Annotated in this window: 29 protein-coding genes; 13 read left to right on the top strand and 16 right to left on the bottom strand. The window is 68.2% G+C overall.

Going from position 1 to position 25,918, the window contains the following annotated elements; genetic code table 11:
- Positions 1-7 precede the first annotated feature (7 nt).
- The 4 genes from ACI8U3_RS07025 to ACI8U3_RS07010 form a co-directional block, all read right to left on the bottom strand.
- Positions 8-565: a biliverdin-producing heme oxygenase gene (locus tag ACI8U3_RS07025; protein ID WP_415014155.1), complete on the bottom strand. Its 558-nt coding sequence runs from the start codon at positions 563-565 to the stop codon at positions 8-10.
- A gap of 126 nt (positions 566-691) precedes the next feature.
- A complete protein-coding gene (locus ACI8U3_RS07020) occupies positions 692-1,240 on the bottom strand; it encodes a lipocalin family protein (protein ID WP_415014154.1) in 549 nt (182 codons plus the stop codon).
- Between the two features lie 45 nt (positions 1,241-1,285).
- Positions 1,286-2,794, bottom strand: coding sequence for a sodium/proline symporter PutP (gene putP / locus ACI8U3_RS07015; protein ID WP_415014153.1), 1,509 nt, complete (start codon positions 2,792-2,794; stop codon positions 1,286-1,288).
- A gap of 43 nt (positions 2,795-2,837) precedes the next feature.
- Positions 2,838-3,227 (bottom strand): hypothetical protein, encoded by a 390-nt coding sequence (locus tag ACI8U3_RS07010; RefSeq protein WP_415014152.1) that lies wholly within the window; start codon positions 3,225-3,227, stop codon positions 2,838-2,840.
- 128 nt (positions 3,228-3,355) lie between these two features.
- Between ACI8U3_RS07010 and ACI8U3_RS07005 the strand changes: the two genes are divergently transcribed.
- The 3 genes from ACI8U3_RS07005 (at position 3,356) to ACI8U3_RS06995 (ending at position 6,947) form a co-directional block, all read left to right on the top strand.
- Complete coding sequence (locus ACI8U3_RS07005) at positions 3,356-3,847, top strand: MerR family transcriptional regulator (protein WP_415014151.1); 492 nt, start codon at positions 3,356-3,358, stop codon at positions 3,845-3,847.
- Positions 3,848-3,850: 3 nt separating this feature from the next.
- Positions 3,851-5,629: an acyl-CoA dehydrogenase C-terminal domain-containing protein gene (locus ACI8U3_RS07000; protein ID WP_415014150.1), complete on the top strand. Its 1,779-nt coding sequence runs from the start codon at positions 3,851-3,853 to the stop codon at positions 5,627-5,629.
- Positions 5,630-5,783: 154 nt separating this feature from the next.
- Positions 5,784-6,947, top strand: coding sequence for an acyl-CoA dehydrogenase family protein (locus ACI8U3_RS06995; RefSeq protein WP_415014149.1), 1,164 nt, complete (start codon positions 5,784-5,786; stop codon positions 6,945-6,947).
- 6 nt (positions 6,948-6,953) lie between these two features.
- Here ACI8U3_RS06995 and ACI8U3_RS06990 read toward each other — a convergent pair whose 3' ends face one another.
- Together ACI8U3_RS06990 and ACI8U3_RS06985 are read right to left on the bottom strand one after the other, a co-directional pair.
- Entirely contained in the window at positions 6,954-7,751 is a 798-nt protein-coding gene (locus ACI8U3_RS06990) for an SDR family oxidoreductase (RefSeq protein WP_415014148.1), read from the bottom strand.
- On the bottom strand, positions 7,748-8,077 hold the full coding sequence (locus ACI8U3_RS06985; RefSeq protein ID WP_415014147.1) for a nuclear transport factor 2 family protein: 330 nt from the start codon (positions 8,075-8,077) through the stop codon (positions 7,748-7,750). The genes ACI8U3_RS06990 and ACI8U3_RS06985 overlap by 4 nt, the downstream gene beginning before the upstream one ends.
- Before the next feature lie 52 nt (positions 8,078-8,129).
- Between ACI8U3_RS06985 and ACI8U3_RS06980 the strand changes: the two genes are divergently transcribed.
- From ACI8U3_RS06980 to ACI8U3_RS06955, 6 genes are all read left to right on the top strand, one after another.
- Complete coding sequence (locus ACI8U3_RS06980) at positions 8,130-8,498, top strand: winged helix-turn-helix transcriptional regulator (RefSeq protein ID WP_415014146.1); 369 nt, start codon at positions 8,130-8,132, stop codon at positions 8,496-8,498.
- 53 nt (positions 8,499-8,551) lie between these two features.
- The gene (locus ACI8U3_RS06975) at positions 8,552-9,343 is read left to right on the top strand and encodes a 16S rRNA (uracil(1498)-N(3))-methyltransferase (RefSeq protein ID WP_415014145.1); all 792 of its coding nucleotides are present in this window, start codon (positions 8,552-8,554) and stop codon (positions 9,341-9,343) included.
- Between the two features lie 64 nt (positions 9,344-9,407).
- Positions 9,408-10,775, top strand: a complete 1,368-nt coding sequence (locus ACI8U3_RS06970; RefSeq protein WP_415014144.1) for a glutamate--cysteine ligase — start codon at positions 9,408-9,410, stop codon at positions 10,773-10,775.
- Positions 10,776-10,904: 129 nt separating this feature from the next.
- The gene (locus ACI8U3_RS06965; protein ID WP_415014143.1) at positions 10,905-12,455 is read left to right on the top strand and encodes an ATP-binding protein; all 1,551 of its coding nucleotides are present in this window, start codon (positions 10,905-10,907) and stop codon (positions 12,453-12,455) included.
- Between the two features lie 46 nt (positions 12,456-12,501).
- A complete protein-coding gene (locus ACI8U3_RS06960) occupies positions 12,502-13,251 on the top strand; it encodes a DUF72 domain-containing protein (RefSeq protein ID WP_415014142.1) in 750 nt (249 codons plus the stop codon).
- Between the two features lie 56 nt (positions 13,252-13,307).
- A complete protein-coding gene (locus tag ACI8U3_RS06955; protein ID WP_415014141.1) occupies positions 13,308-14,369 on the top strand; it encodes an NAD(P)-dependent alcohol dehydrogenase in 1,062 nt (353 codons plus the stop codon).
- Here ACI8U3_RS06955 and ACI8U3_RS06950 read toward each other — a convergent pair.
- Positions 14,366-15,019 (bottom strand): thiamine phosphate synthase, encoded by a 654-nt coding sequence (locus tag ACI8U3_RS06950; protein ID WP_415014140.1) that lies wholly within the window; start codon positions 15,017-15,019, stop codon positions 14,366-14,368. The two genes, ACI8U3_RS06955 and ACI8U3_RS06950, sit on opposite strands and share 4 nt — an antisense overlap.
- On the opposite strand from ACI8U3_RS06950, the gene ACI8U3_RS06945 reads away from it, so the two are divergent.
- Positions 15,018-15,692: a YggS family pyridoxal phosphate-dependent enzyme gene (locus ACI8U3_RS06945; protein WP_415014139.1), complete on the top strand. Its 675-nt coding sequence runs from the start codon at positions 15,018-15,020 to the stop codon at positions 15,690-15,692. The genes ACI8U3_RS06950 and ACI8U3_RS06945 overlap by 2 nt on opposite strands.
- A gap of 81 nt (positions 15,693-15,773) precedes the next feature.
- Complete coding sequence (locus ACI8U3_RS06940; RefSeq protein ID WP_021696190.1) at positions 15,774-16,460, top strand: response regulator transcription factor; 687 nt, start codon at positions 15,774-15,776, stop codon at positions 16,458-16,460.
- Here ACI8U3_RS06940 and ACI8U3_RS06935 read toward each other — a convergent pair whose 3' ends face one another.
- From ACI8U3_RS06935 to ACI8U3_RS06915, 5 genes are all read right to left on the bottom strand, one after another.
- Entirely contained in the window at positions 16,461-17,285 is an 825-nt protein-coding gene (locus tag ACI8U3_RS06935; RefSeq protein WP_415014138.1) for a S1 family peptidase, read from the bottom strand. It abuts the gene before it with no gap.
- Positions 17,286-17,304: 19 nt separating this feature from the next.
- Positions 17,305-17,748, bottom strand: coding sequence for a DUF350 domain-containing protein (locus tag ACI8U3_RS06930; protein WP_415014137.1), 444 nt, complete (start codon positions 17,746-17,748; stop codon positions 17,305-17,307).
- Between the two features lie 103 nt (positions 17,749-17,851).
- Positions 17,852-19,015: a 23S rRNA (adenine(2503)-C(2))-methyltransferase RlmN gene (gene rlmN, locus ACI8U3_RS06925; protein WP_415014136.1), complete on the bottom strand. Its 1,164-nt coding sequence runs from the start codon at positions 19,013-19,015 to the stop codon at positions 17,852-17,854.
- 73 nt (positions 19,016-19,088) lie between these two features.
- Positions 19,089-19,463 carry an ammonium transporter gene (locus ACI8U3_RS06920; protein WP_415014135.1) on the bottom strand — a complete coding sequence of 125 codons (375 nt, stop codon included), beginning with the start codon at positions 19,461-19,463 and terminating at the stop codon, positions 19,089-19,091.
- Complete coding sequence (locus ACI8U3_RS06915) at positions 19,460-19,756, bottom strand: autorepressor SdpR family transcription factor (RefSeq protein WP_415014134.1); 297 nt, start codon at positions 19,754-19,756, stop codon at positions 19,460-19,462. Before ACI8U3_RS06915 ends, ACI8U3_RS06920 begins: the two co-directional genes overlap by 4 nt.
- A gap of 102 nt (positions 19,757-19,858) precedes the next feature.
- Between ACI8U3_RS06915 and ACI8U3_RS06910 the strand changes: the two genes are divergently transcribed.
- The gene (locus ACI8U3_RS06910) at positions 19,859-20,068 is read left to right on the top strand and encodes a ParD-like family protein (protein ID WP_415014133.1); all 210 of its coding nucleotides are present in this window, start codon (positions 19,859-19,861) and stop codon (positions 20,066-20,068) included.
- Positions 20,065-20,835 (top strand): type I methionyl aminopeptidase, encoded by a 771-nt coding sequence (gene map, locus ACI8U3_RS06905; RefSeq protein ID WP_415014132.1) that lies wholly within the window; start codon positions 20,065-20,067, stop codon positions 20,833-20,835. Before ACI8U3_RS06910 ends, map begins: the two co-directional genes overlap by 4 nt.
- Before the next feature lie 163 nt (positions 20,836-20,998).
- Here map and ACI8U3_RS06900 read toward each other — a convergent pair whose 3' ends face one another.
- From ACI8U3_RS06900 to rpe, 4 genes are all read right to left on the bottom strand, one after another.
- Positions 20,999-21,751, bottom strand: coding sequence for a dienelactone hydrolase family protein (locus ACI8U3_RS06900; protein WP_415014131.1), 753 nt, complete (start codon positions 21,749-21,751; stop codon positions 20,999-21,001).
- Position 21,752: 1 nt separating this feature from the next.
- Entirely contained in the window at positions 21,753-23,357 is a 1,605-nt protein-coding gene (purH, locus tag ACI8U3_RS06895) for a bifunctional phosphoribosylaminoimidazolecarboxamide formyltransferase/IMP cyclohydrolase (protein WP_415014130.1), read from the bottom strand.
- Positions 23,358-23,435: 78 nt separating this feature from the next.
- Positions 23,436-25,211 carry a heparinase II/III family protein gene (locus ACI8U3_RS06890; RefSeq protein WP_415014129.1) on the bottom strand — a complete coding sequence of 592 codons (1,776 nt, stop codon included), beginning with the start codon at positions 25,209-25,211 and terminating at the stop codon, positions 23,436-23,438.
- Positions 25,208-25,873, bottom strand: coding sequence for a ribulose-phosphate 3-epimerase (gene rpe, locus ACI8U3_RS06885; RefSeq protein WP_415014128.1), 666 nt, complete (start codon positions 25,871-25,873; stop codon positions 25,208-25,210). Before rpe ends, ACI8U3_RS06890 begins: the two co-directional genes overlap by 4 nt.
- Positions 25,874-25,918: the final 45 nt, after the last annotated feature.

Here is a 25,918-nt window from a genome sequence, read left to right as displayed (position 1 = left end):
CCGCGCCTCACTCAGTCAACCACATTCGCGCCAGTCGAAACCCGTCCAGGGCGCCGGCGACGATTTCTTCCGCGTCCGCCCGGCCTGCGGCATGCTCGCGGCCCAGAACTTCGATAAACGCACGCCATCGCGCGCCCGTCTGGTCCCCATAGGGATCAAAGAACGACAGACCGCGCTGGTCCACGTCCGTATCAGACAATTGCCGGTGAATCACCCGCCCGCCCAGCGACGAGCCTTCGAGCACATAGAACAGGCCCAGCGCATAGCCCAGCGAGGTCACCGTGGGCCGTTCGCGTGACGGTGCAGGCTTTCCGCCCAGCGCCAGCAGGTCGGCTCCGATGCGGGGCAGCCGCCGCCGCGCGGCGAAGTCCAGGCCTTCGACGGTTTCAAGCCAGGGGGCAAGGCAGTGCTCGGCGTCCGCGTGAAAGCCGTAAAATCCGGCCACCAGGGCGCGGCGCCGCTCCAGGTCTGACAAGCGCGCTTCCAGATTGACCGCGCCTTCCAGCGCCAGGTGCTCGGCGCCGGTCGCGCCGCGCAGGATGACAATGATCTCGGGTTGCTTCATCCGGAAAGCGTAACGGCGGTCTTTGGTGCGAAGGCGCCGCAAACTTGGCCGCAGACCGCGATACGGCCCCGCACGAGGCCACATCAAGGCCGAAACAAGAGCTTGGCCGTTAAATTCGCTGAGTAATCAGTTCGGCAAGGGCTCCGGAAACTCCAGCCGGTCGGTGTCGTAGCCCAATTCCGCGGCGCGACGGACCAGCGCGTCCAGCTCGGCCTGGGTCGGAACCTCGCGGGTATAGATGAACAGCTTGTCGAAGGACGGATCAGAGGAAATGAACCAGCTGTAGTCCTCGGCCCGGTCCAGCACCCAGTACTCCCAGACGATCAGCCAGAGATAGCGCACCCGCAGCTTGGCGTTGGTTCCCGGGTCCACAAAGGTCCCCACGCCGGAAATGGCCCGCTCGCGCCCCTGGGGCGTGTCCACCTGACAGGTGTCGCGCACGTCCACCTTGCCGTCGTCGCGCAGCGCATAGGCGGTGGCGCCGGCCACGCAGCCGTCGGTAATGTCCATGGGCAGGCGCGCCACTTCCAGCCAGCGGCCGGAATAGAAGCGCTCGGCGTCGATGGACTGCAGGGGCTGGGGCGCCCCGGGGCCGGAGCCGCCCCCGCTGAGGCTGGCGCATCCGGCCAGGGTCAGGATCAGGCCGACTGCGGCGATCAGGCGAAGAGCGGACATGGGCAGGCTCCGTAGCTGGGTCAGGTTCAGCTACGAAGCCTGGGTTCACTCGGATGAGCGAGCGGCGTGAAGTTCGGCCTTGGCCTGGTCGAAGGTGGCGACGACGCTCTCGGGCGGCCGCCCCATAAGGCTGACGATCACCGTGGCCAGGGTCGCCAGAATGAAGCCGGGCACGATCTCGTAGATCACCGTGGTCAGGGCCTCGCCGCTCGGCAGGACCGGGACGAAGACCCAGAACAGCACCGTCACCGCGCCCACGATCATGCCGGCCAGGGCGCCGTTGCGGGTCACGCGGCGCCATAGAAGGCTGAGGATCACAAGCGGTCCGAAGGCGGCGCCGAACCCGGCCCACGCATTGGACACCAGGGTCAGGACGTTGCTGTCGGGATCATAGGCCAGATAGATGGCCACCAGCGACACCAGCACCACCGCCAGACGGCCTACGGTCACCAGCTCCCTCTGGCTGGCGTTGCGGCGGAAGAAGACGCCGTAGAAGTCTTCGGTCAGCGAGCTGGACGAGACCAGCAGCTGGGACGAAATGGTGCTCATGATCGCCGCCAGGATGGCCGCCAGGAGGAACCCGGTCACCAGCGGATTGAACAGCACGTCGGACAGAATGATGAAGATGGTTTCAGGGTCCGCGACCTCAACGCCGTTGCGCGTGGCGTAGGCCAGGCCCGTGAGGCCGGTGGCCAGGGCGCCGACGATGGTCACGGCCATCCAGGTCATGCCGATGTTGCGGGCTGCGGGGATATCCTTGACCGAGCGGATGGCCATGAAGCGCACGATGATGTGCGGCTGGCCGAAATAGCCCAGCCCCCAGGACAGGGCGGATATGATTCCGATCAGACTGGTGCCGGTCAGAAGGCCCAGCAGGGCCGGGTCGATGCCGCGCACGGTTTCGGTCAGGCCGCCCACACCGCCCACGTCGGTCAGGGCCACGATGGGCACCACGATCAGGGCCACGAACATGATGCAGCCCTGCACGAAGTCGGTCATGCTGACGGCCATGAAGCCGCCGAACAGGGTGTAGGCGACCACCACCCCGGCGGTGACCCACAGGCCCCAGGCGTAATCGACGCCGAAGGCGCTGTCGAAGAGCTTGCCGCCCGCCACCAGGCCGGACGAGGTGTACAGGGTGAAGAAGATCACGATCACCACCGAGGAGATGATCCGGAGCAGCCGCGACCGGTCCTCGAACCGCTTTTCGAAATAGTCGGGGATGGTGATCGCGTCGTTGGCCAGCTCTGTGTAGACGCGCAGGCGCGGCGCCACGAGCAGGTAGTTGGCGAAGGCGCCGACGAACAGGCCGATGGCGATCCATGACGCGGACAGGCCGGAAACGAACATGGCGCCCGGCAGGCCCAGCAGCATCCACCCGGACATGTCCGATGCGCCCGCCGACAGGGACGTCACGGCCGGACCCAGCTTCCTGCCGCCCAGCATGTAGCCGGACACGTCGCTGGTGGATTCCTTGAAGGCGTAAAGCCCGATGCCCAGCATCAGAAGGAAATACAGGGCGAGGGTGATGATCGTTCCGGTTTCCATCCCCATGGCGTAGCAGCGTTGCCGCAGGGATGAAACCGGGGGTCGGAATTTACCCCGATGCGCCGTTCAGGGACAGATAACCGCGCTCCACCATCCGCCGCATGGCCTCATAGGCCTCGCTGAGCTCTTCGAAGACCAGCCGCATCTGCGCCAGCCGCTCCGCCTGTTCGGCGCTGACCGGCCCGGCTACGGACGTGAGGCGCAGCGCCTCGGCCACCCAGGCGGCGCGGGCGTTGGCGGCGGCCACGGCCAGCCGCTGGAAGGCGGCCATGTCGGCGGGCCCCAGCTTCTGGCCGATCAGTTCGCGGTTCGAGATGAAGGCGGCGTAGTCAATCTGTTCCAGCTGGCCGCGCAGGCGGCGCTGGTCCTCCGGGCTGATGTCCTGCGGCTCGAAATGGTCGCGGACGCGCCGGTAGCTGGAAGTCATCGTGGACGCCATGACGCCCCTCCCGTGAACGCGACCCGGTGGTCGCGGCGACAGGATCGCGCGCCTCGGTTAAGGCTTGGACAACGGCGGCCTGTGCGGAAAAAGCTTCCCTTTACGCACACGTCAAGTTATGAAGCGGCATGGCGTCCGCAGACGATCACCGCACCTATTCGATCCGCCAGCTCTGCCGCGAGTTCGGGGCCACGGCGCGTGCGCTGCGCTTCTACGAGGACAAGGGGATGCTGTCGCCGGCCCGCCGGGGCCAGACGCGGGTCTATGACGCCAAGGACCGGGCGCGGCTGAAGCTGATCCTGCGCGGTCGCCGCATCGGGTTCACCCTGGCCGAGATCCAGGAGATGATCGATCTGTATGACCGCAAGGACCACAACGTCCATCAGATGGCGGTCGCCCTGCCCCGACACCGCGCCCAGGTGGAGGCGCTGAAGCGTCAGCGCGAGGATCTGGACGAGGCCATCAAGGTGGCCGAGGCCGCCTGCGAAGCCATGGAAAAGCGGCTGTCGGAACACCGGCCCGACCTTCTGCCCGGCGCCGAGGACTATGAGTCCGCCCTGCGCGCGCGACTGAACCATCACCACGACGACGATCAAGATTTCTTCAAAGCGAGAGCCTGACCCATGGCCTACAAGGCGCCTGTCCGCGACTTCCAGTTCATTCTCAACGAGGTGCTGGAGATCGACCGCTACGAAAATCAGCCCGGCTTCGAGGACGTGTCCTCCGATCTGGTGGGCCAGATCCTGGAGGAAGGCGCCAAATTCGCCGAGGAGGTGATCGCGCCCATCAACCGCGCGGGCGACCAGCACGGCTGTGAATGGAAGGACGGCGTCGTCACCGGACCGCCCGGCTGGAAGGAAGCCTATCAGCAGATGGTGGAGGCCGGCTGGCCGGCCCTGCACGCCCACACCCAGTACGGCGGCCAGGGCATGCCAGCGGTGGTGTCCATGGCCGTGGGCCAGATGACGGCGGCGGCCAGCCCCGCATTCAGCATGTATCCGGGCCTGACGGCGGGCGCCTATGCGGGCCTGCACGCCAACGCCTCGGACGCCATCAAGGACCGCTATCTGCCCAAGCTGGCCACCGGCGAATGGGGCGGCACCATGAACCTGACCGAGCCCCAGTGCGGCACGGACCTGGGCCTGATTCGCACCAAGGCGATCCCCAACGGCGACGGCAGCTATGCCATCACCGGCCAGAAAATCTGGATCTCGTCGGGCGAGCACGACTTCACCGACAACATCATCCATCTGGTTCTGGCCCGCATCGAGGGCGCCCCGGCCGGCATCAAGGGCATCAGCCTGTTCGTGGTGCCCAAGGTGTTCGTGAACGATGACGGCTCGCTGGGCGAGCGTAACGAGGGCGTCCAGTGCGCCGGCCTCGAGCACAAAATGGGCATCCACGGCAACGCCACCTGCGTCATGTCCTATGAGAACGCCAAGGGCTGGCTCGTGGGCGAAGAGAACCGCGGCATGCCCGCCATGTTCGTGATGATGAATGAAGCGCGGCTCGGCACCGGTCTTCAGGGTCAGGCCATCGGCGACGCGGCGCTGCAAGCCGCCGTGGAGTTCGCCAACGACCGCCTGCAGGGCCGCAGCCTGACCGGGCCCAAGAACCCGGACGGCCCGGCGGACCCGATCATCGTGCACCCTGACGTGCGGCGCATGCTGCTGGAGTCCAAGGCCTATATCGAGGGCGGCCGCGCCTTCATCCTGTGGACCGCGCTGCAGGCCGACCTGCAGAAGTCAGAGGACGAGGCCGTCGCCACCAAGGCCAAGGATTACATGGGCCTGATCACCCCGGTGGTGAAGGCGTTCCTGACCGACCGGGGCTTCCATGTGACCAGCCTGGCCATGCAGGTGCACGGCGGCTCGGGCTACACCGAGCACTTCACCGCCTCCCAGTCCCTGCGCGATGCGCGGATCACCATGATCTATGAGGGAACCAACGGGGTTCAGGCGCTGGATCTGGTGGGCCGCAAGCTGCCGGCCAACGGCGGCCGCGCGGTCATGAGCTGGTTCGCCGACATCGACGCCTTCGTGGGCGCCAACGGCGGGGACGAGGCGACCCAGCCCTTCATCGACGGCCTGGCCGACGCCAAGAAGAACCTGCAGGAAGCCACCATGTGGCTGATGCAGAACGGCATGCAGAACCCCGACAACGCGGGCGCGGCCTCCACCGACTATCTGCACATCTTCGGCCTGACCGCGATGGCCTACATGTGGGCCCAGATGGCGGTGGCGGCGCAGAAGAAGGCGAGCGACAGCGACCCGTTCTACGCCAACAAGCTGGCCGTGGGCCGCTACTTCGTCGAGCGCATCCTGCCCGACGCCGAGGCGCACCTGAAGAAGCTGAAGACCGGCTCGGACGTGCTGATGGCCCTGCCGGCGGAGGCGTTCTGAGGCCCTGAAACCGTCATCCTCGGGCTTGTCCCGAGGACCCATTGCTCAGCCGCACGACAGGCTGCCGATGGTTCGATCGATCACCTCGCCCCGGCCGCACGTGCAGCGGACCCGTGGGTCCTCGGGACAAGCCCGAGGATGACGGATTAGCTGAATGAACATCCTCAACATCCCCGCCCCTGACTTCATGGCCGAGGAGGAGATCACCCTCTTCTCCGACAGCGTCGGCAAGTGGATCGACGAGCACGCCGGGCCCGAGAAGATGGCCGAGTGGATCGCCGCCTCGTCGGTGCCGCGCGAGCTGTGGACCAAGGCCGGAGATGCCGGCCTGCTGAACCTGTCCATGCCCGAGGAATGGGGCGGCATGGGTGGCGACTACCGCCATGAAGTGGTGCTGATGGAGCAGCTGGGCTGGAAGGGCGCGGACCATTTCGGCATCTCGCTGCACAACGCCATCGTCGCCCCCTATGTGGCGCACTACGGCTCGGACGAGCAAAAGGCCCGCTGGCTGCCGAAACTGGCCACGGGCGAACTGGTGGGCGCCATCGCCATGACCGAGCCGGGCGCGGGCTCGGACCTGCAGGGCGTCAAGACGACGGCCATCAAGAAGGGCGACCACTACGTCCTGAACGGCTCCAAGACCTTCATCACCAACGGCCAGCTGGCCAATTTCATCATCGTGGTGGCCAAGACCGATCCGGCCGAGGGCGCCAAGGGCATCAGCCTGGTGGTGGTGGAGACGGACGGGCTTGAGGGCTTCGAGCGCGGCCGCAACCTGCACAAGATCGGCATGGAGGCCAACGACACCTCCGAGCTGTTCTTCAACGACGTGAAGGTGCCGGTGGAGAACATCATCGGCGAGGCGGAGGGACGCGGCTTCTATCACCTGATGGAGCAACTGCCCCAGGAGCGCCTGAACATCGCGGTGCAGGGCGTCGCGGCGGCCGAGCGCGGGCTGAAAGAGACCCTTGCCTACGTCAAGGAGCGCAAGGCGTTCGGCAAGCGGGTCATCGACTTCCAGAACACCCAGTTCAAGCTGGCCGAGGTCAAGACCAAGCTGACGGTGGCGCGGGTGTTCGTGAACCATTGCATCGGTCTGCACCTGAAGGGCCAGCTGGACGCCGCCACCGCCTCCATGGCCAAATACTGGGTCACCGACATCCAGGGCGAGACCATCGACGAGATGCTGCAGCTGCACGGCGGCTATGGCTACATGACCGAATATCCCATCGCCCAGCTGTACAAGGACGCCCGCGTCCAGCGCATCTACGGCGGGACGAACGAGATCATGAAGCTGCTGATCGCCCGCACGCTCTGATCCGGGTCAGACGGTGGGCACGGTCCCGCCGTCGATCAGATATTCAGCGCCGTGAACGGCGCCGGCCCGGTCCGACGCGAGGAAGGCGACCAACTCGGCGACCTCCTCGGGCCAGGCGGGACGCCCTATGGGAATGCCGCCCAGGCCGTCCAGGATGGCTTGTCTGGCGGTGGCTTCGTCCGAACCGTCGGCCTCGGCTATGCGCGATACCAGCGCCTGGGCCGCCGATGTGTTGATCCATCCCGGCGCAACCGAAACGACCCGGACCCCCTTGGGCCCGACTTCCTTCGACAGCGCCTTGGAGTAGGTGGACAGCGCAGCCTTGGCGGCGGCGTATGCGGTGGTGGATTCGGGCAGGGGCAACCGGCTCTGGATGCTAGACACATGGATCACCACGCCCCGCCCGCGCTTCACCATGCCGGGGACGAGTGCGCGATCCAGCCGCACGGCCGGCATCAGATTCAGGTCCAGTTCAGCGCGCCACGCGGCATCGTCCAGTGCGGCGAAGCCGCCGCCGGGCGCACTGGACCCGCCCAGCACATGGACCAGGGCGTCAAGACGTTCGGCGTCATCGCCCAGCGCCTTCACCAGATCCGCGACCCCCTGCGCCGTCGTCAGATCGGCGGCGACGAACCGGCCCGGCCCGGGCTCTTCCGGCCGGGTGCGGGCTGCGGAAACGACGGCTGCGCCCGCCGCCGACAGACGCCGGACAACGGCCAGCCCCGTCCCCTTTGTGCCGCCGGTGACCAGCACCGTTCGGCCGGAAAATTCGGATGGGTCGATGCGGAAGACAGGCGGGGTCAAAGCGTGATCTCCAGCGTCTCGATGCCGTCCGGTCCCATGGCGAAGCGGTAGGTGAAGTCCAGCGGACTGCCGGGGAAGGTTCCTGTCACGCGCGCAAGGACGATGTGATGGTCGGCGTCCCGGCTCACGGACAGGATGTCGTTATGCATCCGGTAGCGTCGCAACGTGTCTTCAGCCCAGGCCGAGATGGCGGCGCGCCCCCGGTGATCCGCCCGCTCGTCGCGCACCAGCCCATCCGGCGCGAAGGCGGCGGCCACATCCTCGATACGGCCCAGATTGACCGCATCAAAATAGGTTCGGATGGCCGTCGGTGTTTCTGGAGGCATGGTTCTATCTCCGTGGTTTGCACTGGAGACGAGGTGAGCCTAAGCTGCACAAATGACAAGTACAGACAAAAAAGTCAGGTACTTACCTGAAGGTAAGCCCCAGCGTACGCCGCTGACCGCCGCCGAGGGCGTGGCGGCCGCCTTCCGGATTCTGGAAGGCCGCTGGAAGATGCTGATCCTGTTTCACCTGTTCAGCGGCGACGCCTTGCGTTTCTCAGAGCTGGAACGCGCGATTCCGACCGTGTCCCAGAAGATGCTGATTCAGCAGTTGCGCCAGCTGGAGAGCGACGGCGTGGTGCAGCGCATCGTCTATCCCGAGGTGCCGCCGAAGGTGGAGTACCGTCTGACGCCCTGGGGACACGACCTTTGCCCGGCCCTGGACGCCATCCTGACCTGGGCGGAGAGCAGACCGACCCCCTGACGTCCGGGCCGACAGGCGGTACCGTCCTGTGACAAAGCATATTATTCAGGACCATGATCCGTCTTTACGTCCGCTCAGACCTATCCCCCGGCGCCGCCGTTGCGCCCACCGTCGATCAGGCCCGCTACCTGACCCAGGTGATGCGGCTGAAAGCGGGGGATGACCTGCTGATCTTCAACGGCCGGGACGGCGAATGGCGCGCCGTTGTGGCCGAGGTGCTGAAACGCGGCGTGGTTCTGAAAGCCGAGGAACAGGTGCGGCCGCAGGCCTTCGGACCGGACCTGGACCTGATCCTGGCGGTGGTGAAGAAGGCGCGGGTGGAGACGGTGGTTGAGAAGGCCGCCGAGCTGGGCGCGCGGCGTGTGCGGCTGACCCTGACCCGCTACACCAACGCCGAGCGTCTGCGCATGGACCGGCTGGACACAATCGCCGAGGAAGCCGCCGAACAGACCGGCCGTCTGGACGTGCCCGAGATTCACGATCCGAAGAAGCTGGACGCCCTGCTGGACGGCTGGCCCAAGGGGCGCCGGCTGATGTTCTGCGACGAACGGGGCGGTCCGCCGGCCTTCGAGGCTTTGCGCGACGGACATACCCCCTCCACCGCTTCGCGGTCCCCCTCCCCCGATGGGGGAGGAGAGTCCTGGTCCATCCTGATCGGGCCCGAGGGCGGGTTTTCGCCGGAAGAGCGCGAGCGCCTGTTGTCCCTGCCCTTCGCCACGCCCGTGTCGCTGGGCCCGCGGGTTCTGCGGGCGGACACCGCCGCCATATCAGCCATGACCCTGTGGCAGGCCGCGCGGGGCGACTGGAAGGGCGCGCATGTGACCACATGGACCGAAGGGGCTTGAGCATTCGCCTCCGTCCGCCCATCTAGCCGCCACAGGCCGCGCATGCGGCGAAGGGGCGACCGACATGGCCGACGACGCGAACGAGCCGCTGACGCTTGAGGCCATGGCCGGTTATCTGGCCGAGGGAATCAAGCCCAAGGAGCAGTGGCGCATCGGCGCTGAACACGAGAAGTTCGGCTTCCTGAAGGACGGCTTCGGCCGTCCGGACTATGACGGCCCGTCGGGCATCCGCGCCATGTTGATGGGCCTGACCCGGTTCGGCTGGGCGCCCGTGGAAGAGGGCGGGCATGTCATCGCCCTTGAGAAAAGGAACACCGAGGGCTTCTCCGCCTCGGTCAGCCTTGAGCCCGGCGGCCAGTTCGAGCTGTCAGGCGCGCCGCTGAAGGACATCCACGACATCTGTTCGGAGACCGGCCAGCATCTGGTCGAGGTCAAGATGGTGGCCGACGAGCTGGGCCTCGGATTCCTGGGCCTGGGCTTCGACCCCCTGTGGACCCGGGCCGACATCCCGGTGATGCCCAAGGGCCGATACGACATCATGCGCGCCTACATGCCCAAGGTGGGGAACCTCGGGCTCGACATGATGCTGCGCACCTGCACCATCCAGGCGAACATGGACTTCGACAGCGAAGCCGACATGGTGATGAAGTTCCGCACCTCCCTGGCGCTGCAGCCCATCGCCACGGCCCTGTTCGCCAACAGCCCGTTCACAGAGGGCAAGCCCAACGGCTTCCTGTCCGCCCGCGCCAATGTCTGGACCGACACCGATCCGGACCGCACCGGCATGCTGGATTTCGTGTTCGCCGACGGCTTCGGGTTCGAGACCTATGCGGCCTACGCGCTGGACACGCCCATGTATTTCGTCAAGCGCGACGGCAAGTATGTGGACGCCTCGGGCCAGTCGTTCCGCGCCTTCATGAAGGGCGAACTTCCGGCGCTGCCAGGCGACACGCCCACGCTGAAGGACTGGACCGACCACCTGACCACCCTGTTCCCCGAGGTGCGGCTGAAACAGTACCTGGAGATGCGCGGCGCCGACGGCGGGCCGTGGAGCCGCATCTGCGCCCTGCCGGCCCTGTGGGCGGGCGTGTTGTATGACGCGCCGTCGCTGGCCGCCGCCTGGGACCTCTGCAAGGACTGGGACATCACCGATCACGAACGCCTGCGCCGCGACGTGACGCGTCTGGGGCTGAAGGCCGAGGTGGCTGGCCGTTCGGTCCAGGATGTGGCGAAGGACATGGTCGCCATCGCGCGTCAGGGCCTGAAGAACCGCGCGAGATTCTCCGGCGGCATGGTGGACGAGCGCGGCTATCTGGCCGAACTGGAAGACATCGCCGAAAGCGGCGTCACCCCGGCCGAACGTCTGCTGGAGGCGTATCATGGCCGCTGGAGCGGCGACGTGCGTCAGGTCTATGCGGAGCAGGCCTACTGACGCCGCAACAGGAGTTTAACGGGTCGGGATTAGTCTGGGGCCAGTTCGCCTTGAGAGCCCTCCCTCATGACCTGTCAGCCGCTCGAAGTCTCGCCTCGTCCGACTGACGCAGGGCGCTCGGCGTCCGGCGTGGATCTGAACACCTTCTTCGATGTGTCGCTGGACCTGCTGGTGGTCCGGGAGCTGGATGGGACGGTGGTCAAGGCCAGCGCGTCCTGGCTCAGCATGCTGGGTTATCGTCCCGACGAGATCGAGGGCCGGGACCTGCCGCGCCTGATCCATCCCGAGGATCTGGCCGCCACCCGGGCCAGCATCGTCGAGGTGGAAAGCCGGCGCCCCGGCGATCCGGTGCTGGGCCAGGTGAATCGTTATCGGCACAAGCACGGTCACTACGTCACCCTTGAATGGCGCGCCCAGCGCCACGGCGACCGCATCTACGCCGTGGCCCGGGACGTGACCGACAAGGTGGCCGCCGAGCGTGATCTGATCGAGGCCAAGGCCGCCGCCGAGGCGGCCAGCCGCGCCAAGTCCGACTTCCTGGCCAATATGAGCCACGAGATCCGCACGCCCCTGAACGGGGTGATCGGCATCGTCGACGCCCTGTCGCGCACGCCCCTGTCCCCCGATCAGGCCGAGATGGTCGCCCTGATCGCCTCGTCAGGCGTCACCCTGGAGCGGCTGGTGTCCGACATTCTGGACGTCTCCAAGATCGAGGCCGGGCAGCTGGATCTGGAAGAGCGACCCTTTGACCTGGACGAGGCCCTGGCCGCCCCGCTGGACGTCATGCGGCTGCGAGCGGAAGACAAGGGGCTCGACTTCGTGGTCCAGCGCGCGCCGGACGCGCGCGGCATGTTCGTGGGCGACAGCACCCGGATCCGCCAGGTGCTGGGCAATCTGTTGTCCAACGCGGTCAAGTTCACCCATCAGGGCGCAATCACCGTCCGCGTCGATGTGACGGATCCCTCTGACGGCCAAACCGCGCTGAAATTCGAGGTCGAGGACACCGGCGTGGGCTTTGATTCCGATCACGCCGCGCGCCTCTTCGATCGGTTCAATCAGGCCGACGCCACCATCACCCGCCGGTTCGGCGGCACCGGCCTGGGCCTGTCCATATGCCGGTCGCTGGTGGAGATGATGGGCGGGCGCATCGCCGCCACCTCCGCCCCCGGCGCCGGCAGCCGGTTTGAGGTGGAGATTCCGCTGAGCCGGGCCGCCTCCCTGGCCGACTATGACGCCCGCGACCGCACGCCGACCCTGACCGGCGGGGGACTGGACCGGCCCCTGCGCGTCCTGCTGGCCGAGGACCACCCCACCAACCAACGGGTGGTGCAGCTGATTCTGGGCGCCCACGCCGCCGAGGTGGTCATCGCCGAGGACGGCGCCCAGGCCGTGGCCGCCTTCGCCGACGACCGCTTCGACGTGGTGCTGATGGACATGCAGATGCCGGGGATGGACGGCCTGACCGCCACCCGCGAAATCCGCCGGCTGGAGGCCGAGCGAGGCGCGACCCCAACCCCCATCGTCATGCTGAGCGCCAACGCCATGACCGAGCACCGGGATCAGTCCCGCGAGGCCGGGGCCGACATCCATGTGCCCAAGCCCATCACCGCCGCCACCCTGCTGGCGGGGATCGCGGCGGTGACGGCGCAAGGGTGCGCGGGCGAACAGACTGCGTCATAATCCGGCGTGGCCGCGCCGTGCGGCTGAAGACGGAGGGGGACCGGTCATGAGCGGAGCCATCCACATCGGCGTCGGCGGCTGGACCTATGAGCCGTGGCGGGGCGTGTTCTATCCGGAGGGTCTGGTCCAGAAGCGCGAGCTGGAATACGCCGCGTCGAAGCTGAGCTCCATCGAGATCAACGGCACCTACTATTCCACCTTCAAGCCCGACAGCTGGCGCAAGTGGCGGGACGAGACGCCGGACGGGTTCGTCTTTTCGGTCAAGGCCAGCCGCTACTGCACCAATCGCAAGATCCTGTCCGAGGGCGGCGACAGCTTCGATCGGTTCCTGTCCCAGGGCCTGACCGAACTGGGCGACCGGCTGGGGCCGATCAACTGGCAGTTCATGGCCACCAAGAAATTCGACCCGGAGGATTTCGAGGGCTTCCTGAAGCTGTTGCCGAAGGAAAAGGACGGCCTTCGCCTGCGCCATGCGCTGGAGGTGCGTCATCCCAGCTTCGATGTGCAGGAATTCTACGATCTGGCGGCGAAATACGGCGCGGCCATCGTCTACGCCGAGGACGACGAGGCGCCGGAGTGGCCGCGCATCGACCAGGACACGGCCGATTTCCGCTACGCCCGGCTGATGTCCAGCCGCGAGGACGAGCCCGCCGGCATGACTGCCGTAGAGCTGGACGCCGCGGCGGACCGGGTGAAGGGCTGGAGCGCCACGGGCGAGGTGTTCGCCTATTTCATCGCCGGGGCGAAGGTGAGGAACCCGGCGGCGGCCCAGGCGCTGATCGAAAGGGTCTCTTGACGGTTGCGCCTGACGCCCCCGGACCACACCTAAGCTGACGCTTTCAGGAGATCTCCATGCCCATCGCCACCCGCGCCTTCGCCGCCGTCGCCGCCGACAAGCCGCTCGAGCCCTACCGCTTCGACCGTCGCGATCCCGACGCGGACGACGTGGCCATCGAGATCAAATACTGCGGCGTCTGTCACTCGGACCTGCACATCGCAAAGAACGATCTGGGCGGCACGCGCTATCCCATCGTGCCGGGTCACGAAATCGCGGGCGTGGTGACGGCGGTGGGCGGGAACGTCAGCCGCTTCAAGGTCGGCGACCGCGTGGGCGTCGGCTGCATGGTGGACAGCTGCCGCACCTGCCCGGCCTGTCAGGAGGGCGAGGAGCAATACTGCGTCCCCGGCATGACCCAGACCTATGGATCGGCCGATCCCAAGGGCGAGGCGGTGGGCCAGACCATCACCCAGGGCGGTTATTCGGACCGCATCACGGTGAACCAGGACTTCGTTCTGCGCATTCCCGACAGCCTGCCGCTGGACGCCGCCGCGCCCCTGCTGTGCGCCGGCGTCACCACCTGGTCGCCCCTGCGCCACTGGGGCGTGGGCGAAGGCTCGAAGGTCGCCGTGGTGGGTCTGGGCGGCCTGGGCCACATGGCGGTCAAGCTGGCCCACGCCATGGGCGCCGAGGTCACTGTACTGTCCACCTCGGACCGCAAGAAGGCCGACGCCGAGCGCATGGGCGCGAAACACTTCCTCATCAACTCCGACAAGGCGGCCATGCAGGCTGCGGCGGAGAAGTTCGACCTGATCATCAACACGGTCAGCGCGACCCACGAAATCGCCGGGCACCTGAACCTGCTGGCCCGGGACGGGACCATGGTCATGCTGGGGCTGACCACCGAAGCCATGCCCGTATTCGCCATGCCGCTGCTGTGGCGCCGCCGTTCGGTGGCCGGCAGCCTGATCGGCGGCATCCGCGAGACCCAGGAGATGCTGGATTTCTGCGCCGAGCACGGCATCGTCTGCGACATCGAGACCATCGCCCCGGACCAGATCAACGAGGCCTACGCCCGTATGGAGAAGTCGGACGTGCGCTACCGCTTCGTCATCGACATGGCGAAGATGAACTAGGGCGCCCTGGCCGGGTGGAAGGCACGGGCGATTCCTTCCACCGCAGCCACGCCGCAGGCCCCGCTGGCCGAAAGGTCCGCCGCGTTGCCGGCATGAACGCCGCCCAGGGCGATCACCGGCAACCCGGCTGTGCGCGACCAGTCGGCGAAGCGCTGGACACCCAGCGCAGCGCCGCCGGACGGGCTGGTGGTGGGAAAGACCGGCGACAGCAGGGCCGCGTCCAGCCCCAGGACCGCCGCGCGCGCCAAAGCCTCTGGCGAATGGGCCGCCCCGGTGACCAGGGCCAGTCCCCGCGCGCGCGCCTCGGCGGCCAGATCGAGGGCGCGCTCGGGCAGATGCACGCCGTCGGCGCCGACGGCCACGGCCAGCGCCACGTCCAGCCCGATCAGCAGGCGCACCCCCGCCGCCCGCGTCACATCCCTCAGCCGCCGGGCGTCCGCCGCCGCCCCGGGCCTGCCGAAGGTGCGGTGGATCACCGCCGCGCCTGCGGGCAAGTTTTCGGCGATCGCCCAGGGATGAGGCGTGCGGTCCGGGTCGGTGACCAAGATCAGGGGCGGAAGGGCCGCTGCTGATGGGCTGACACGAGCGGCGGCGCGGTTTAAGGCCTTGGCCGTCTCCCACAACCGGGTCGCTTCGTCGGACAGGACCATGGATTCTCTCGTCGCCTCAGCCCTGGACACGGTGCGCCGCCGGATCGCCAGGGCGGCGCGCGCGGCGGGGCGGGATCCTTCGGATATCACGCTGACCGCCGTTTCCAAGCAACAGCCCGACCCCGCCATCCAGGCCGCCCTGGACGCCGGCCAGCGCGTGTTCGGCGAAAACCGGGTTCAGGAGGCGCAGGGCCGCTGGACCGAACGGCGGGCCGCCCTGCCCGACCTTCATCTGCGCCTGATCGGCCCCCTGCAGTCCAACAAGGCGGATCAGGCCCTGGCCCTGTTCGACGTGATCGAGACCCTGGACCGGGACAAGCTGGCGCGGGCGCTCGCCGAGGCGGGGATGAAGGCAGGGGTCCGGCCCCGGGTGCTGATCCAGCTCAACACCGGCGAGGAACCCCAGAAGGCCGGCGTTCTTCCCGCCGAGGCGGACGCCTTCATCGCCCGGGTCCGTTCCGAGTACGACTTCGACCTTCAGGGCCTGATGTGCATTCCGCCGCTTGAGGAAGAGCCGGCCATGCATTTCGCGCTGCTGGCCCGGATCGCGGCGCGCAACGGCCTTGAGACCCTGTCCATGGGCATGAGCGGGGATTACGAAACCGCCGTGCGGTTCGGCGCGACCCATGTGCGTGTCGGTTCAGCCCTGTTCGGCGCCCGTTGCGGCGGCTGATCGGACGAGAAGTCCCGCAAGACGTGCGAATTTCGCCGTTCAAGCCTTGGCGAGAGGCGCGGCGCTCGCCATTCTTGTTCCATGGCGCAATCCAAGACTCTCCTGATCATCGACGACGACACCGAGCTGCGCGAGGCGCTGGCCGAACAGCTGGACATGCATGACGAGTTCCGGACCGTTCAGGCCGCCACGGCGACGGACGGCGTACGCATGGGCAAGGAGATCCGCGCCGACCTGATCCTGCTGGATGTGGACCTGCCCGACATGGACGGGCGCGAGGCCTGCCGCCAGCTGCGCAAGGCCGGGGTCAAGACACCGATCATCATGCTGACCGGCGCCGTGGCGGACTCCGATGCGATCCTGGGTCTGGACTCCGGCGCCAACGACTATGTGACCAAGCCGTTCCGGTTCGGCGTACTGCTGGCGCGGATCCGCGCCCACCTGCGCAGCCACGAACAGTCCGAAGACGCGGTCTTCACCGTCGGGCCCTACGAGTTCCGGCCCGCCGGCAAAATGCTGATGGGCCCCAAGGACAAGAAGATTCGCCTGACGGAGAAGGAAACCAACATCCTGAAGTACCTCTACCGCGCCGGCGCCAAGCCGGTGTCGCGGGAAGAGCTGCTGGCGGAAGTGTGGGGTTACAACGCCGGAGTGACCACTCACACCCTGGAGACTCACATCTATCGTCTGCGTCAGAAGATCGAGCCCGAACCGGGCCAGGCGCGACTGCTGGTCACCGACGCGGGCGGCTACCGCTTGCAGCCCTGATCACCCCAGGCACACCACCTGCGCCACGCGCAGTTCGCGGCGCAGGTCGTCGGAGACGCGGCCGTAGTTGTCGATGGTGACCGGCTGGCCCAGCACCGGCTCGTCGGCGGGCGCGGCGCCGCGCACAACCGGGGACAGGGTGTCGGGCGAGGTGGTGTAGATGCGGCCCCGGCGCGGCGCCTCGGCGATGGTCACGCCCACCACCCGCCCCTGACGGTCCACCGCCGGCGCGCCGGACAGGCCGGCCAGGGTGCCCGCCATGCCGTCGGTGCGCCCCACTTCGGCCCAGGCCAGAACCGGTTCGTCTCGCGCGCCCCGTCCGCTGATCCTCAGGGTCTCGCGGCCCAGAAGGCGCGACGTCACCTCGCCCGGCGATCCTTGCGGATAGCCCGGGTGAAACGCCCGCTGGCCCTGACGCAGGGGCGCATCCACCGCCAGCGGCAGGGCCGTGGGCCCGCCGTCGGTGATCAGCAGGGCCACGTCCGCGCGCGGCGCCAGTCGCACATCCGCCGCCACAGCCCGTCCGCCGCCCACGATCAGGGCGGGCCGGCGGCACCCCTCCACCACATGGCGCGCGGTCAGCCAGCGTCCGCGCGACGATATGGCGAAGGCCGTGCCCATGGAGGGCTGGAAGTTTGGCGGGGTTTCCACCACCACCGTGGGGTCGAATGGCGTGACGGGGCCCAGCAGGGCGCCCTCGGTCTCGTCGGGGGGCGGCGGGGCCGGCGGGGCGTCGGCGCGCTCGCGCCGGTCCACCGCGACCAGCACCAGGGCCAGGATCACGACCCCGTAGATCAGCCAGTCCGGAACCCGGGGAAAGCGCACGGTGTGGTTCGGACCCCCGTCAGCCGGTCAGCGCCGCGGCCAGGATCAGGGCCGTGGCGATCTTGGCGGAAACCAGCAGCACCGCCGCCGGAACCTCGCCGTCCTGGATACGCTGGGGCAGGCCGGTCAACACCATGTCCACGACGCGGAACGCCAGCAATTGCATGACGATGGTCGCCACGCCCCAGATGACGATGTCGCGCACCGATGTGGACACCGACAGGCTCACCGACAGCGGGATCGCCAGTCCCACCAGCACCCCGCCCAGGGCCACGGCGGCGGCGGCGTTGCCTTCGCGGATCAGTTCGATCTCTTTCCACGGCGTCAGCATGGCGTACAGCGACGACCCGGCGAACAGCAGGCCGATGGTCACGGCCGCATGCATCAGGGCGATGGGAAACCCGGCCGCGAAGGCCTGGACTTCCGGGCTGGACAGGCTGGGAACGAGCGACTGCGGATCCATGGCGCTTCATATAGGGGCGAAGGGTGTCGAAAGCCTTGCCTGAATCACGCCCCAATCCGCAAGCGCACACGGGTCACACGGCGAGGAATTCGCCGATGGGTTGTCAGGCGGCCGCCTCGGACGCCGGCGGCGGCCGTCTCGCGCTGGCCCGCAGCTTCTCGCTCTCGGACTTCAGCTGTCCGCACGCCGCCAGGATGTCACGCCCGCGCGGGGTGCGGATCGGGCTGGCGTAGCCGGCCTTGTTCAGGATCGCCGCGAAGCGCTCAATGGTCTTCCAGTCCGAGCACTCGTAATCGGTCCCCGGCCACGGATTGAACGGGATCAGGTTCACCTTCGCCGGAATGCCGGAAATCAGTTTCAGCAGCGCGTGCGCTTCTTCCGGGCTGTCGTTGACGCCCTTCAGCATGACGTACTCGAACGTCACCCGCCGGGCGTTGGACAGACCCGGATAGGCGCGGATGCCCGCCATCAGGTGTTCCAGATCGTACTTCTTGTTCAGCGGCACCAGCACGTCGCGCAGGGCGTCGTTGGTGGCGTGCAGGCTGATGGCCAGCATGGCCTGGGTCCGCGTGCCCAGCGCGTCCAGCTGCGGCACGACGCCTGAGGTGGAGACCGTGATCCGGCGGCGCGACAGGGCGATGCCCTCATTGTCCGAGATGATGTCGATGGCGTCGGCCACGTTGTCGAGATTGTAGAGCGGCTCGCCCATGCCCATGAACACGATGTTGGACAGGCGGCGATCTTCCTTGGGCGACGGCCATTCACCCAGATCGTCGCGGGCCACCTGCACCTGGGCCACGATCTCGGCGGCGGTCAGGTTGCGCACCAGCTTCTGTGTGCCGGTGTGGCAGAAGGTGCAGTTCAGGGTGCAGCCCACCTGCGACGACACGCACAGGGCCCCGGCCCGGCCCACATCGGGAATATAGACCGCCTCGATCTCGATGCCCGGCGCGGTGCGGATCAGCCATTTGCGGGTGCCGTCCTTCGACACCTGACGCTCGACGATCTCGGGGCGGGCCAGGGTGAAGGCTTCGGCCAGCTTGGCCTGGGTGTCCTTCGCGATATTGCTCATGGCCGCGAAATCGGTGACGCCGTAGTGGTGGATCCAGCCCCAGATCTGGCTGGCGCGCATCTTCGCCTTCTCCGGCGGGCAGATGTCGGCGTCGATCAGGGCCTGACGCAGCCCCGCGCGCGTCAACCCGGACAGATTGACGGGGGCCGCTGCGGCCGCGCTGGAAACACGCGAAAGATCGAGGGTCACGCCCACGGGCAAAGGTCCATGCGTTGAAAGGAGACCGCCCCTATAGCACGAAACGGAGCGGATTTAAGGTGGGGCGCCGTCAGGCCTCCACGGGCCTGCCGCGAAGCCACAGACAGTAGCCCACCGTCACCGCCATGCCGGCGATGATCGCGCCGCAGCCGACCCACAGCGCCACGGGCAGCGGCGCGAAGGCCCACAGACCGGCGTAGATCAAGCCGCTGATCGCCAGCGACCATCCCCCGACCCGCTGGGCCTTGCGCGCCCGCTCGCTGGGCGCGAACCGCTTGGGCATCCGGTTGCCGAACGCGGCGACCATAAGACCGGTGGCGCCGATGACGATGCGCGTGGTCGTGTCATGATCGATGACGCCCTGGCTGCGGGCGTAGCTGGCGCAAAGGGCAAGAACGAGTATGCCCCCGCCCCAGGCCAGATCCCGAATGAGATCCTTTTTCATGGGTGATCCTTTTTGATCGCGCCCGACGACTCTGCGCCCGGGCTGAATGAACCGACGAAGCCCAGCAGCGCATCCTCGAGCACCGTGAGCTTCAGGTGATAGATGACGGACTTGCCCGCCTTCTCGGCGTGAACCAGGTCGGCTTCCTTCAACACCGCGAAGTGCGCCGACATGGTCGGTTTGGAGACGTCGAATTTATCGCTGAGCTCGCCCGCGCTCATGGGCCCCTTGCGCAGGAGCTGCAGCACCCGGCGCCGGGTCGGATCGGAAAGGGCTCTGAAAACCTGGCTCATAATGTGATGATTAGCTAATCATCGAAATGAGTCAATGCTTGTTGCGTCCGGCCGCTGCGAATATATGGAATATATTCACTTCATATATACTGAGGAGCGCCCATGGGCATCGTCAACATTGAGGATGAGCTGCACGAGCAGCTGCGCCGGGCCAGCCGCGCGTCGTGCCGATCGATCAATGGTCAGGCCGCGTTCTGGATCAGGATCGGCATGCTTTGCGAACTCAGCCCGAACCTGACCTTCCGCGAGATCGTAGCGCGCGAGCTCAAGGCGGCGGGCGTGGAGGCCCCCGACCTGACCGCCGCCGCATGATCAAGAGCCCCGCCGAGGTCGAGCTCATGGCCGAATCCGGTCGCCTGCTCGCCTCCGTGTTCACCCATCTGGACAGCCTGCCGCTGGCGGGCATGAGCACGCTGGAGATCAACGACCGGGTCGAGGCCTTCATCACCGGTCAGCTGAACGCCCGGCCCGCCAGCAAGGGCCAGTACGGCTACGGCTTCGTGCTGAACAGTTCGCGCAATGCGGTGGTCTGCCACGGCGTGCCGTCCGCAGACGACATCCTCACGGGCGGCGACATCGTCAATCTGGACATCACCCTGGAGAAGAACGGCTTCATCGCCGACTCGAGCAAGACCTACCTCATCGGAACCGTGAACGCCCCGGCCCGGCGGCTGGTGCGCACCACCTACGAAGCCCTGTGGAAAGGCATTGCGGCCGTCCGTCCCGGCGCCCGGCTGGGCGACATCGGTCACGCCATCGAGCGCCACGCGAAGAAGGCCGGCTATTCCGTGGTGCGGGAGTATTGCGGCCACGGCATCGGCCGCGAGATGCACGAGGCGCCCCAGGTGCTGCATTTTGGCCGGCCCGGAACCGGCCCGGTGCTCAAGGAGGGCATGGCCTTCACCATCGAGCCCATGCTGAACCAAGGCCGCGCGGCGGTCCGCACCGAGGACGACGGCTGGACCGTGGTCACCGCCGACGGCAAGCTCTCCGCCCAGTTCGAACACACTGTCGCGGTGACGAAAACCGGCGTCCGGGTGCTGACGTTGCGGCCCGACGAGCGCCGCTCAGCAGCCTGAGCGGTAAAGACGTGGCGAACTCCAGCCCACCTCATCCACTCGTCATCGCCGGGCTTGTCCCGGCGATCCATACCCTCGGAGGGGCCAAGGCGAGCCCTGAATGTTCAGTGCGTATGGATTCCCGGCACAAGGCCGGGAATGACGATTGTGGGGGGCATGAACCTCAAACCTGGGCGCCCAGCGCCTCCCCCAGAAACCCCGCGAACCGTTTCAGCGCCTCTGCGGTCAGGGCCTCGTCGTGGCGCATGGGGCCGGCGCCGGTGGGTTCGTCGAAGGCGTGGGTGCCGTCCACGGTCCAGCGCTCGATCTCCACATCGCCGCAGGCTGTATCCAGCACCCGCTCGGCGTTGCGCACCGTGGTCAGGTGGTCGCGCGCGGCGATGATGGCCAGGGTCTTCGGACAGTGCCGCCAGGGCCGGAACCGCCCCGTCGCCGCCACCCCCACATAGGGATAGACCAGAACCGCCGCCTTGACCCCCGACAGGTCCGCCGCCGCCGGATCGCGCAGCAGCATCTCGCCCGCCATTTCTCGCGGCGCGCTCAGGGCCTCCATGATGGACCAGCCCCCGTGGCTCCAGCCCGCCACGGCCAGTCGCGAGCCGTCCACATCCGGCCGTTGCGACAGTCCCCACACAGCCGCCATCACATCCCCCGCCCGGGCCCAGCCGCGCAGGCGAACCCCGGTGCAGACCGTGGCCAGGGCGAACGCCCGGCTCCATCCGCGCGGCGCATAGCTATCGATGATGAAGGCGCGCATCCCCGCCGCCCTCGCCGCCTCGGCGTAGCGCGGCAGATGATCCCTCAGCCCGCCGCAGCCGTGGAACAGCAGCACCGCCGGTCGCGCCCGGTCGTCGTCCGGCCCCACATGCCGCACTTGGGGCTCCAGCATGGCCCAGCGCTGCGCGGTGGTGTCCATCCTAGTGCCGGAAAACCCGCACGCCGGTGAAGGCCATGGCCACGCCCTTCTCGTCGGCCGCCGCAATGACCTCCTCGTCGCGGATCGAGCCGCCGGGCTGGATCACCGCTGTGGCACCCGCCGCCACCGCCTCCAGCAGGCCGTCGGCGAAGGGGAAGAAGGCTTCCGACGCACAGGCCGAGCCCTGCGCCAGCGAGTGGGCCAGACCCTTGGCCTCACCTGCTTCCTTGGCCCGAATGGCGGCGATGCGGGCGGAATCGCGCCGGTTCATCTGGCCCGCGCCGATGCCCGCCGTCTGGCCCGCCTTGGCATAGACGATGGCGTTGGACTTCACGTGCTTGGCCACGGTGAAGGCGAACAGCATGTCGCGCACCTCCTCGTCCGTGGGCTGGCGTTTCGTCACGATCTTGAGGTCCGACGGCGTGATGCGGGCCAGATCGCGGGACTGCACCAGAAGGCCCCCGGCCACCGAGCGGAACACTTGCCCCGCCTGCATCGGATCGGGCAGGCCGTCGGTGATCAGCAGGCGCAGGTTCTTCTTCGCCGCGAACACGGCCTTCGCCGCCTCGTCCGCGCCCGGCGCGATCACCACCTCGGTGAAGATGTCGGTGATCAGCTTCGCGTCGGCTTCCGTCAGGGGCCGGTTGACCGCCACCACCCCGCCGAAGGCCGACACCGCGTCGCACTCCAGCGCCCGGGCGTAGGCTTCAGACAGGTCCCGGCCGATGGCCACGCCGCACGGATTGGCGTGCTTGACGATGACGCATGCGGGCTCATCGAACTCGGCCACCAGCTCATAGGCGGCGTCGGCGTCGGCGATGTTGTTGTAGCCCAGCTCCTTGCCCTGCAGCTGTTGGGCATTGGCCACGCCGGGGCGGCTCTCCGAGGTGCGGTAGAAGGCGCCCGCCTGGTGCGGGTTCTCGCCATAGCGCAAGGTCTGGGCCAGTGTTCCGGCGATGGTCTTGCGGGCGGGTGCGGCGTCATCCACCTGCCCGGCGAACCAGCCGGACACCGCCGCGTCATAGGCCGCCGTGCGCGCGAACGCCCGAGCCGCCAGCCGCTTTCGCAGGGCCAGCGAGGTGGTCCCGTCCGCCTTCAGGGCCGCCACGGCCTCGTCGATGGATTCCCGGTCCACGCAGACCGCCACATAGCCATGGTTCTTGGCCGAGGACCGGATCATGGCCGGGCCGCCGATGTCGATGTTCTCCACCGCCGAGGCGAAGTCGCCCCCGCCCGCGATGGTCGCCTCGAACGGGTAGAGATCGATCCACACCAGATCGATGGGCCCGATGCCGTGCTCGGCCATGGCCTTCGCGTGCTCGGGCGCGTCGCGCACCCCCAGCAGGCCGCCGTGCACCACCGGGTGCAGGGTCTTGACCCGTCCGTCCATCATCTCCGGGAAGCCGGTCAGGTCGGCCACGTCCTTGACCGGCAGGCCCGCCTTCTCGATGGCCGCCCGGGTGCCGCCCGTGGACACCAGCTCCACCCCCAGATCGACCAGGGCGCGGGCCACGTCCTCGAGCCCGGACTTGTCGGACAGGGAGATCAGCGCCCGGACGGGTTTGACGGCGTCGGGGGCGGGCGGAAAGTCGGGCGCGGCGGGCATGGGAATCCGTTCTGGCGGGGGAGGGGGAACGGCGCGCCCGTTACCACGCGCCGCCCGGTTTCGCCACCTGCGGAGCGCCTATCCCGCCTCGCCGCTGGCCCCGGCCGGACTCAGCTTCCAGCGGATTTTCGTTTCCGCGTCGGTGCGGGCCGAGCCGCGCAGCACCAGCTGCAGCGAGCGCCGCGTCAGCCCCTCCACCACATGGACCGAAGGTTCGATGTCCACGTCCGGCGCGTCGCTGCGGAACCACCAGCCCCGGCCCGAGGCGCCGCGCAGCAGGATGCTGCGCTTGTCGCGCGCCAGCGACGCCTGAACCCCCGGCTCCAGATGGAAACGGACGGCGTAGGGCGCCGCCATCGGTCGGGCCGCGTCCTTGTGCCCGTCGCACGGATACAGTCGCTCCTCGGCCCGCAGCTCGTCCAGCCGCTGGTCCAGATACAGCCGCCGCTGATGCTTCAGGCCATAGCGGGGCGCCCAGCCGTCGTGCTCGATCTCCAGCCACACGGCGCCCTCGGCCGCGCGGTGCTGGGCGTCCACGTGGATCGCGGGCCCCACCAGACGCGTGCCCAGCAGGTCCGCCTTCCACCCGGTCAGGGGCTGGGCCATGGCCCCGTCGCCCAGACACAGGGTCGAGCCGGCGGGCGTCAGGCGCATGGCCTGGCGCTCGTGGGCGCGCGGGGTCCAGCCGCAGTTGGTGACGATGCGGTCCCGGCCGCAGATGATCTCCATGGCCCCGGTCTGGGCGCAGGCGGAGCCGCTCCACGGGCCGGTGGCAGGCGGGGCCGCATCGGCGATCAGGGTCAGCAGCGGCGTGTGCGCCCGGGCGTAGCCGCCGGGGCCCATGCCCTCCACCGGGCCGGGATCGTCCTCGTCGTGGGCGCGGGCGGCGGCGACCAGCGCCGGGTCCAGCGCCCCGCCGCCCTGGAACGCGGCCAGCCGCCCGTCGGGCAGGGTCAGGGTGCGCAGCCCCATGGTCAGCCGCCCGATGGCCAGCGCCAGTTCCGGCGGCGGCGTCTCGGCCAGCTGCAGCAGAACGTCATCGAGCGTCAGCAGGTCCAGCAACAGCTCCAGCCCCGCCTGCGGCGAGCGGCTGGCGTGGGCGCCGTCCTCGCGCACCGTGTGCTTGAGGGCGGAGGCCAGCTTGTTCAGGGCGCGGCGGCGCAGCGAAGCCCCCGCCTTGCCGCCAAGGGCGCATCCAGCCACGGCGGCGGCGGTGCGCTGCAGCGCGTTCTCGGCGAGGCCGCCGGGCGGGCGCAGAAGCTGTCTCGCCTGCCGGGCCAGAATGTCCGCCAGCAGGGCGCGGTCCGCTTCATTGGCCACCGACGCCATGCGCCGCGCGGCGCAGGCCAGGTTGAACACCCGCCGCGCCAGAATGTCCGGCTGCCATGAGAACGGCGACCAGTGCGAGAACACCGCGTGCCAGCCCAGGGTCAGACGCAGCGCCTCGCGCGCGCCCTTCTCACCGGCCAGCATGAGGGACGGCAGCCAGGCGAACTCGTGCAGGGCGACCGCGAACGAACGACTGGGGCTGGGCCGGTTCCAGGGATCCTCCGGGCTTCTCAGGTCCATGGACATGCCGGACAGCATCATTCGCCCGCCCAGAAGCGCGCGCCCGATCTCGGCGTCGGTCGGCCGGAAGTCGCGCGGGGTGGCGGCGAAGCCGTCGGCGCGGGGCCACTTCAGGGTCTGGTGATAGCCGGGCAGGCCGTACAGCTCGATGAACGACTGCCGGGTCAGGATGCGCCCCGCGATGGCCGGGATCAGCCGCCAGCCGCCCGGGCTGGGCGCGGCCTTCACCGGCGCGGGCGCGGGCGGGCGCGAGGGATCGGCGAAGGGGGCGCTGGGCAGTTTCACGCGGCGGCCTTCAAAGCCTTTATGTTGTCGGCGTAGGCCTCAGGCCCGCCCTTGAACACCGATGATCCGGCCACCAGCGCATCGGCGCCAGCGGCGACACAGGCGCCCGCATTGGCCGCCACCACCCCGCCGTCCACCTGCAGGTGCGCGGGGCTGCCGGCCCGGTCCAGAATGGCGCGGGCGCGCTCGATCTTGGTCAGGGCGCTGTCGATGAATTTCTGTCCGCCGAAGCCCGGATTGACCGACATGATCAGCACCAGGTCCACCAGATCCACGACCTCCTCAAGGATCGACAGTGGCGTGGCCGGGTTGAACACGATACCCGCCTTGGCCCCCAGGCTGCGGATCGTGCCCAGGGTCCGGTGCAGGTGCGGCCCGCTCTCCGGATGGACGCTCAGGATGTCGGCGCCCGCCTCGCGGTAGGCCTCCAGCCACGGATCGACGGGTGCGACCATCAGGTGCACGTCGAACGGCAGGGTGGAATGGGGCCGCAGCGCCTTCACCACCGCCGGGCCGATGGTCAGGTTCGGCACGAAATGACCGTCCATCACATCCACATGCACCCAGTCGGCGCCCGCGGCCTCGATGGCCGCAACCTCCTGGCCCAGCTTCGCGAAATCGCTGGCCAGGATCGACGGACAGATCAGGGGCGTTTTTTCCATGCCCCGACTTACGGCGGGCGAGCATGGGGGGCAAGCCGGGAGGGG

Origin of the sequence: Brevundimonas sp. (assembly GCF_047617075.1) — a bacterium.
In the GTDB taxonomy this organism is placed as follows: Bacteria; Pseudomonadota; Alphaproteobacteria; order Caulobacterales; family Caulobacteraceae; genus Brevundimonas.
The sequence above is the reverse complement of the archived record's forward strand: the minus strand, read 5'-3'. Positions and strand labels throughout refer to the sequence as shown.